This window comes from Ewingella americana ATCC 33852 (assembly GCF_000735345.1).
GTDB lineage: Bacteria > Pseudomonadota > Gammaproteobacteria > Enterobacterales > Enterobacteriaceae > Ewingella > Ewingella americana.
In genome coordinates, this window is the sequence record NZ_JMPJ01000028.1 from 1 (window position 1) to 6885 (window position 6885).

The 6885-nt window shown below is 51.4% G+C and carries 9 protein-coding genes and 1 pseudogene; 3 read left to right on the forward strand and 7 right to left on the reverse strand.

What is annotated here, in order from left to right:
* The 7 genes and pseudogenes from GEAM_RS04360 to GEAM_RS22540 form a co-directional block, all read right to left on the reverse strand.
* A pseudogene (locus tag GEAM_RS04360) lies at positions 1 to 374 on the reverse strand (MFS transporter); the annotation flags it as partial.
* Positions 375 to 562: 188 nt separating this feature from the next.
* Positions 563 to 859, reverse strand: a complete 297-nt coding sequence (locus GEAM_RS04365; protein WP_034788735.1) for a TM2 domain-containing protein — start codon at positions 857 to 859, stop codon at positions 563 to 565.
* 195 nt (positions 860 to 1054) lie between these two features.
* A complete protein-coding gene (gene bhsA, locus GEAM_RS04370; protein WP_034788739.1) occupies positions 1055 to 1318 on the reverse strand; it encodes a multiple stress resistance protein BhsA in 264 nt (87 codons plus the stop codon).
* Positions 1319 to 1355: 37 nt separating this feature from the next.
* On the reverse strand, positions 1356 to 1613 hold the full coding sequence (gene bhsA / locus GEAM_RS04375) for a multiple stress resistance protein BhsA (RefSeq protein ID WP_034788742.1): 258 nt from the start codon (positions 1611 to 1613) through the stop codon (positions 1356 to 1358).
* A gap of 128 nt (positions 1614 to 1741) precedes the next feature.
* Positions 1742 to 1999, reverse strand: coding sequence for a multiple stress resistance protein BhsA (bhsA, locus tag GEAM_RS04380; RefSeq protein ID WP_034788745.1), 258 nt, complete (start codon positions 1997 to 1999; stop codon positions 1742 to 1744).
* 80 nt (positions 2000 to 2079) lie between these two features.
* Complete coding sequence (bhsA, locus tag GEAM_RS04385; protein WP_034788748.1) at positions 2080 to 2337, reverse strand: multiple stress resistance protein BhsA; 258 nt, start codon at positions 2335 to 2337, stop codon at positions 2080 to 2082.
* A 460-nt stretch (positions 2338 to 2797) separates the two neighbouring features.
* The gene (locus GEAM_RS22540) at positions 2798 to 3052 is read right to left on the reverse strand and encodes a hypothetical protein (protein ID WP_072009861.1); all 255 of its coding nucleotides are present in this window, start codon (positions 3050 to 3052) and stop codon (positions 2798 to 2800) included.
* A gap of 156 nt (positions 3053 to 3208) precedes the next feature.
* Here GEAM_RS22540 and GEAM_RS04390 point away from each other — a divergent pair, with 156 nt between their 5' ends.
* From GEAM_RS04390 to GEAM_RS04400, 3 genes are all read left to right on the forward strand, one after another.
* Positions 3209 to 3868, forward strand: coding sequence for a TetR/AcrR family transcriptional regulator (locus GEAM_RS04390; protein ID WP_034788751.1), 660 nt, complete (start codon positions 3209 to 3211; stop codon positions 3866 to 3868).
* Positions 3869 to 4102: 234 nt separating this feature from the next.
* Positions 4103 to 5212 carry a suppressor of fused domain protein gene (locus GEAM_RS04395; protein ID WP_034788754.1) on the forward strand — a complete coding sequence of 370 codons (1110 nt, stop codon included), beginning with the start codon at positions 4103 to 4105 and terminating at the stop codon, positions 5210 to 5212.
* Between the two features lie 171 nt (positions 5213 to 5383).
* Positions 5384 to 6304 (forward strand): chitinase, encoded by a 921-nt coding sequence (locus GEAM_RS04400; protein WP_051899407.1) that lies wholly within the window; start codon positions 5384 to 5386, stop codon positions 6302 to 6304.
* Positions 6305 to 6885 lie beyond the last annotated feature (581 nt).

The window sequence follows — 6885 nt, forward strand, 5'->3', positions numbered from 1 at the left end:
AAGGTGACGCCGCTGATCACCGCGCTACAGGCTTGTACCGCGAGCAGCCCGACCGGATTTTGCGCCAGCAGGCTATACAGCGGAAAAGCCAAGGAGAGCAGCCCCAGCGCTTCGGCCAGCAGCAGCACGGCAAAAGGCGAGTAGCGTTGGCAGAGGCGTTCTCCCAGCAGACTGCCCAAAAATCCGGGCAGGGTGGCGAGCACGTAGGCAAAAACCAGGGTGGTGGCAGAGGCGCGCCATTGTAAAAGCTGGCCGAAAACCACTACTTGGGTCAGGCCATTGCCGAGGGAGGAGAGAATAAAGGCGTAGCCGAGCAGTCTCAGCCAAGCATGGCGGCGCAGCGCGCTCACCAAAGCACTTAGTAAGGTTGTCATGTAAAAGCATTCTCATAAGAAACAGGTTATGCGCGCGGCCTAAAGGGCAGCACGAAGAAAAAAACTGTTAGTTATGAAGCTGTTCTACATTGGCGAAACCTACAAAAAGGGCAGAAGGGAATAAATATAGCAGCAGAAATGAAAAAGGCAGAAATCAGATTCTGCCTTTTCGCTATGACTTAATGGCCTTAGCCATACTTTCTGGCAAAGTCTTCGTCTGACGTGCAGAGATAAATAATAAATTCTACGAAAGCCACGACCGAAGGAATAAAGGTCCAGCAGAAGAGTAAATACAAGAAACCCTGCCCGATCTTGCCTAAATAGAACTTATGCACCCCAAAAGCGCCGAGGAAGAAAGCCAGCAAAGCCGCTACGATGCGGTTCTTGGAGCCCGGCACGGTGTTTAGCGCGCCACAGTGTGGGCAGCTTCTGGCCGTCTCGTGGATCTCTTTGCCGCAGCCTCTACAAAAAACCATATTCGCCATCGTCATTTCATCCCATGAAAAATCGTATAAGTATAAATTGTCCAGCCGTATTATAGAGGCTGTTGAGGGCGGTGATATAGCCTTTCTCTAAACGACAGATGAAAATAATTAAGTTAGCGGGGGAATATAGGCGAGGTTCAGACGTGAAAAAGGCGGCAAAAGCCGCCTCTTCTTCATATTTCTACTGCTTAACGCTTACTTGTACAGCTCAGCCGTGCCGTAAGTGTGGTTATCGCCATCACCAGAAGTGAAGATGATGCGATACGCACTTGCGCCTCTCGCCTGTGCTTCATTGGCGAGTTCACTTTTTAGGCCAGACAAGTCAGTACCGGCCTGTGCGCTAATCACCCCAATAGACTGGGCGTTAGCGGGTGCAGACTCGACCTGTGTCGCGGCCAAGGTGGTGAAAGAAGCCCCGGCCAGTGCGATGGCTGCGAGAGTCTTTGTCAGGTTTTTCATGATGTCTTGCCCTCAGTCGTCGTGATCAACGCGACGATTATTTATACAGCTCAGCAGTCCCGTACAGGCGGTTGTCGCCAGATGCGGAGATGATGCGGTATGAAGTTGCACCGTTGGCATCTGCTTTCGCGGCCAGTTTGTTTTCCAGGCTAGACAGGTTAGTGCCGGCCTGTGCGCTGATCACGCCGATTGGCTGTGAGTTAGCAGGTGCAGACTGAACTTGGGTGGCGGCCATAGTCGTGAAAGAAGCCGTTGCCAGTGCGATGGCTGCGAGGGTCATTGTCAGGTTTTTCATAATATATTGTCCTATTAATTCGTCGTTTATCAGGCTTTGTCAGCAGGGCGCTCTTCGCGCGCTCTTTCTTGGCTTACAAAGCCACTCTTCTGTCCGTTACTACCCTTTCAAACGCAATACTTCAGGGCTTATTTATACAGCTCAGCAGTCCCGTACAGGCGGTTGTCGCCGGAAGCGGAGATGATGCGGTAAGACGTTGCACCATTAGCGTCTGCTTTTGCAGCCAGCTGGTTTTCCAGGCTAGACAGGTTAGTACCGGCCTGCGCGCTGACTACACCGATGGACTGGGCATTAGCGGGAGCAGACTGAACCTGAGTTGCGGCTAGGGTGGTGAAAGAAGCCGTAGCCAGTGCGATTGCAGCAAGAGTCATTGTTACGTTTTTCATGATAAGTACCTTTAATTATGAATCATTATTATTAATCGTTAACTAATTTGGTGCGATAACGCTTTAAAAGCGGCTCGCTGTTATTTGTACAGCTCAGCAGTACCGTGCAGGTAGTTCTCACCAGAAGCACCGATGATGCGGTAAGAGGTGGCACCTGCTTCATTCGCTTTGGCATTCAGTTCACGCTGCAAGCTAGACAAGTCATTGCTTGAGTTCGCGCTGATCACACCGATTTTTTCTTGGTTAGCCGGAGCTGAATCAACCAGCGTTGCCGCCATTGAAGAGAAAGATACGGTAGCCAGAGCCAGTGCTGCGAGGGTCATTTTTACGTTTTTCATGATGTTAGTTCCTTATCTCTATTCGTTTATCGTGCTGTCGAAAGTCTTTTTGATTCGGTCAACGTTATTAATTAACGTTCGATAATTAAATGTTAGTCGCTGACGGAATCTTGTGCAACTCATTTTTTTAATAATCGTTAACTAAAAGTGCTGTGAGCTAGATCACGTTAACAACAGGGATATGTATCTCAATTGTTAAATTTTCACGGCGAGTTAATTAATTAACGGTCGATAACTAAATGCTAGTGCGTTTTTATGACACAAGCAAGAATTATTTAATGAGTGATAATTTAATGTTGGACTGAAGGGCGAAGGGTGGTAAAACCGTACAGTGGTTTTTTCAGTGGTATCGCTCTGCTGAGAATCAGAAAGGCGACCTGAATGTCGCCTTTCTATTGCATACCCCGTTATCGCGGTGAGTCATATAGAGGTCGCGCGATATGTGAGTCAGCTTGTCACCTTAGTAATAAACAGGAGGGTGATTAGCTGAACCCGCCGGAGCAGGTGGCATGGTTGGTGAAGTTGGAATGCGCTGTTGTGACGATTTGCCGTTCACGAAGCGGGCAGGGTGACAAAAGTTACTGTCCCCAGTCACATTGACCATGGCAACTTCCTGACTCTGTGTTGGCATCATGATAACCTGCTGTGCGGCGACATTGGCAACCGGGGCAGCGGTTAAAGCCATAACGGCAAGAAGGGTTTTTAGAGCACGCATGATGGTTTGTCCTGAGATTCTAGATGCTAAGAGTGATTTACTTATCGCTCGATAATTAAATAATAATCTCTGCTGGACTTGTGCGCAACTATTTTTAATAATGATCGTTAAATTATTCTGATAACCAGAACCAATAAGGTGATGGAAGGAGGGTGTATGAGCACTGAACACACGGCTTTGGTCCGGAAAAGTCGCGGTCGCCCAAAACAGTTCGATCGTGGAACTGCTCTGAGCAAGGCCCTGAATCTATTCTGGCGCCATGGCTACGAGGCCACTTCTTTAGCGGACTTGGTCGAAGCCACGGGTGCGAAAGCGCCTACTTTATATGCCGAGTTCGGCAATAAAGAGGGGTTATTCCGCGCGGCCGTTGAACACTATCTGGCAACCTTTTACGAAAAGAGTTTCTGTCTGCTGAGCAGAACAGATTTGTCCGTTGAACAGGCTATCGAACAGTATCTGCGCACCACGGCGGAGATGTTCACCGACTGTGACACGCCGAGCGGCTGCTTTATGGTCAGCGCGTCTTCCGGCATGTCTTCCTCTTCGCAAGACATTGCGGAGATGCTGCGTAATCGCCACTTGTCGCAGGAACGCACGTTGTTTGAGTACTTCGAAAAGAAAAAACTCAGCAACGATCTTCCGCAGACTACTGACAGCGCGCTGTTGGCGAAATATCTGGCATGTACCGTTCAAGGTATGTCAGTACAGGCCCGCGATGGGGCCAGCACTGAGCAGCTTAATCGCTTGATTGATATGGTCATTCATCTATGGCCTGAGCTTACCAGAGCCACGGCGGCTAAGCCTTTGGCTCACTGAGCCCGAAAGCCACGCAGTTAAGCCGTAAGCAGCTACGCCAGACGCCGATTTTCGGGTCTGGCGTTATTTTTTCTTCCGCGTCGCCTCGAATTTGTTTAATTCCCCCTCGAACACCGCGCTATCACAAGGATTTTTGGGACTTTTGCCCGTTATCCTCGCTTGCTAATCGTTCTACACTGACTGGAAAGCGACTCAGACGCTTCAAATCCTATTGAGGCCCACCGTTGAGGTTTTATGCGCCAGTCAGACATTCTCGTCGAAGTCAGTAACGACAAACAAACCCTGACCGCGCTGGTCGAGCAGGATGACCGCGTGGCTTATCTCTATATTTACGCCCGCGAAGATTTACGCGATCGCTTCCCGCGCATGCGCGCCTGCTGGATCCGCAATCTGACTCCCGCCCCGCAGCACGACGACCACGCCGCGATGGAGAGTGGGAAAGCGCCGATGCTGGCCGCCCAGTATTGCCGCAATCTGGAGGCCGAAGCGCCGCTGGATCCGGCACACATTCAAATTCTTTGGAATGAGAGCGATGACGGCGCAGCTCTGTGGTATCAGGGGCTGCTGCTGGCGGTGATCCCCGGCTGGAGCCTGTATATCGACCACTCGGTCTGCTATTCGGCGGGCTGCATCAAACAAAACCCGCTGACTTTCCCGCTGGGTTCGGCATCGACCAATACGCAATATGAGCTGGCGGACAAGACCCGCCAGTTCTGGCGCGACTGGCAGCAGGAAGATCACAACCCGTGGCCGAAAATCCAGCGTAAATTCCTCGCCAGCTATGAAGAACGCTTCGGACCTTCGGTGAAGTATTACGGCATTGATCAGGGCAACTGGCCGCCGATGGCGATTTCCCAGCACGAGGATGAGGAGAATTATTACTTCTTCACGCTGGGTATGAGCATCCGCCCAATGCCGCAAATCGACATTATTTTCAATGATGAAGCCCGCGAACACCGGCGCATTGAGCTGGCTTTCGCCGTCGGCAAAGAGTACGTGACGGAAGAGAACGCGGTGCAGATGGCCAGCGCGCTTTCTGGCTATGCGCAACTCCCATGGACCACGCTGAGCTGGCTGGGAGAAGGGCACACGCTGATTTCACCGATGGCGCCGCTGGGTTACGAGGGGCACGTGGTCTCTTCCGCGCTCTGTTCGCCTTCCAGCAAAATGACCCTGCCAGATAGCTACGGCGACCCGGTAAACCAGTTCTGGATCAGCCCGATTTTCACCGCCGAGCGCGAGTTTGCGCTTTCACGGCCTAATGGCGGCTATGATCTGGTGGCGGCGATGATTGAGCAGGGCGCGCGCCACGTCTTCGCTCCGCGTTCACCGGTAATGGGATAAATATTTAAATCTATCTAACTGTTTTATATCGTTTTAATTTTGATGCTGTTGTGCCAGCGGTGCTACTACCCTGATCGAATGCATCAAAAAAGGTTGTAGGAGAAGATGACTTTGCCGCCGGAGAAGGCCCCGGCGCAAACGTTCTTACCTACATAAAAAAGGATATAAAACATGGCTACTTTATATACCCCTTATATTGATGTGTCCCTGAATGCGCTGTGGAGTGACTGGCAGAACTACCCTAAAGGTCGCCCAAACCCGATTTACTCTCAACAGGCGATTTCTTACGGCGTTGATGGTCTAGTGCTGGGCTTCCTGACCCTTTCCCCGTCGAATAAAGCCTGCTGGGCCGCCTCCGACGCCATGCCGCTGGAATGGGCGCTGCCGCTGGCAAACGACCTGAACGCGGCAAACCGTCAGGTAATTGTCTCCTTCGGCGGCGCGTCTAACGCCGATATCTCCACCAAGTTCACCGTTGACCAACTGGTACAGACTTACACCGACGTGGTGCAGAAGTTTAAAGCCAAGCAGTTGGACTTCGACTTGGAAAACGGTCAATACGACTACAACAAAATCAGCTCAGCACTGGCGATTTTCCAGAAGAGCAATCCATCGGTTCGCATCAGCTTTACGCTGCCAACCATGCCAGCAGGTTTGGTCACTGAAGGTCTGAACATCATTCAGAGCGCCAAAAATGCCGGTGTGAAGTTCAGCGTAAACGGTATGGCGATGGACTATAACGACGGCGTTTCCAGCCAAGATATGGGTAAAGCAGCGACCAGCGCGGCAACCAGCATTAAAACCCAGCTGGGCAAACTCTATCCGGGCCAGACTGACGCACAGCTTTACCCACTGGTAGCCATCACCCCGATGATCGGTCTGAACGACGACACCACCGAGATGTTCAAATTGCCAGACGCCACCACCGTTGCCACTTTCGCCAAGCAGAAAAACATGGCGTTTATCGGTAGCTGGTCGTTTAACCGCGACAACCCATCGAGCTACACCTACGTTGATTTGCAGACCAGCAGTAACCCGGCGCAGAAAGCCTCAGGTGATTATGCGAAGACATTTTTAGCGGGTATTCGTTAAGGGGAAATAGTGGGCAGGGAGGCCCACAGCTCCTGTTTAGAACTTCAACTTCAAGGTCAAAACCGTGGGCTTGCTGCCCACATTTAGGTCTTTAAATTCAAAACCGTGGGCTTGCTGCCCACACTTAGGTTTTTTAAATTCAAAACCGTGGGCTCGCCGCCCACACTGGCCCAAAGGGTTTTAAACGAAACCCTTTGGAATCCTGCGTTTTTTTGCTGTTGTAAGATCGAGGCTTCGCAGGGTTGGGATGGACATGTTCCAGTAGCTTCTATGTTCGCCACGAAATGCCGCCGCTTAGGCGGTGCCCTCGCTGCGGGATTTCAACCCGCGTAAAAACACACGCGGTTTTCCACCTCTTGCTCGGCGTCATTTCTGAACGTGGCCTACTGGCATTTACCCCGTGCCGTTTGAGGGGAGTGCTGTTCTGCTCCTCCCCCTGAAAAGGGGGAGGCTGGGAGGGGGTATTGCAGAAAAATCAGTGGCTTAGAGTGAATTTCGGCTGGGTTTACTCCTTCTCCTCTCAGAGGAGAAGGCAGGGATGAGGAGTGGTTTAACTCAACGCTCAATGCGGCCAACCCCAC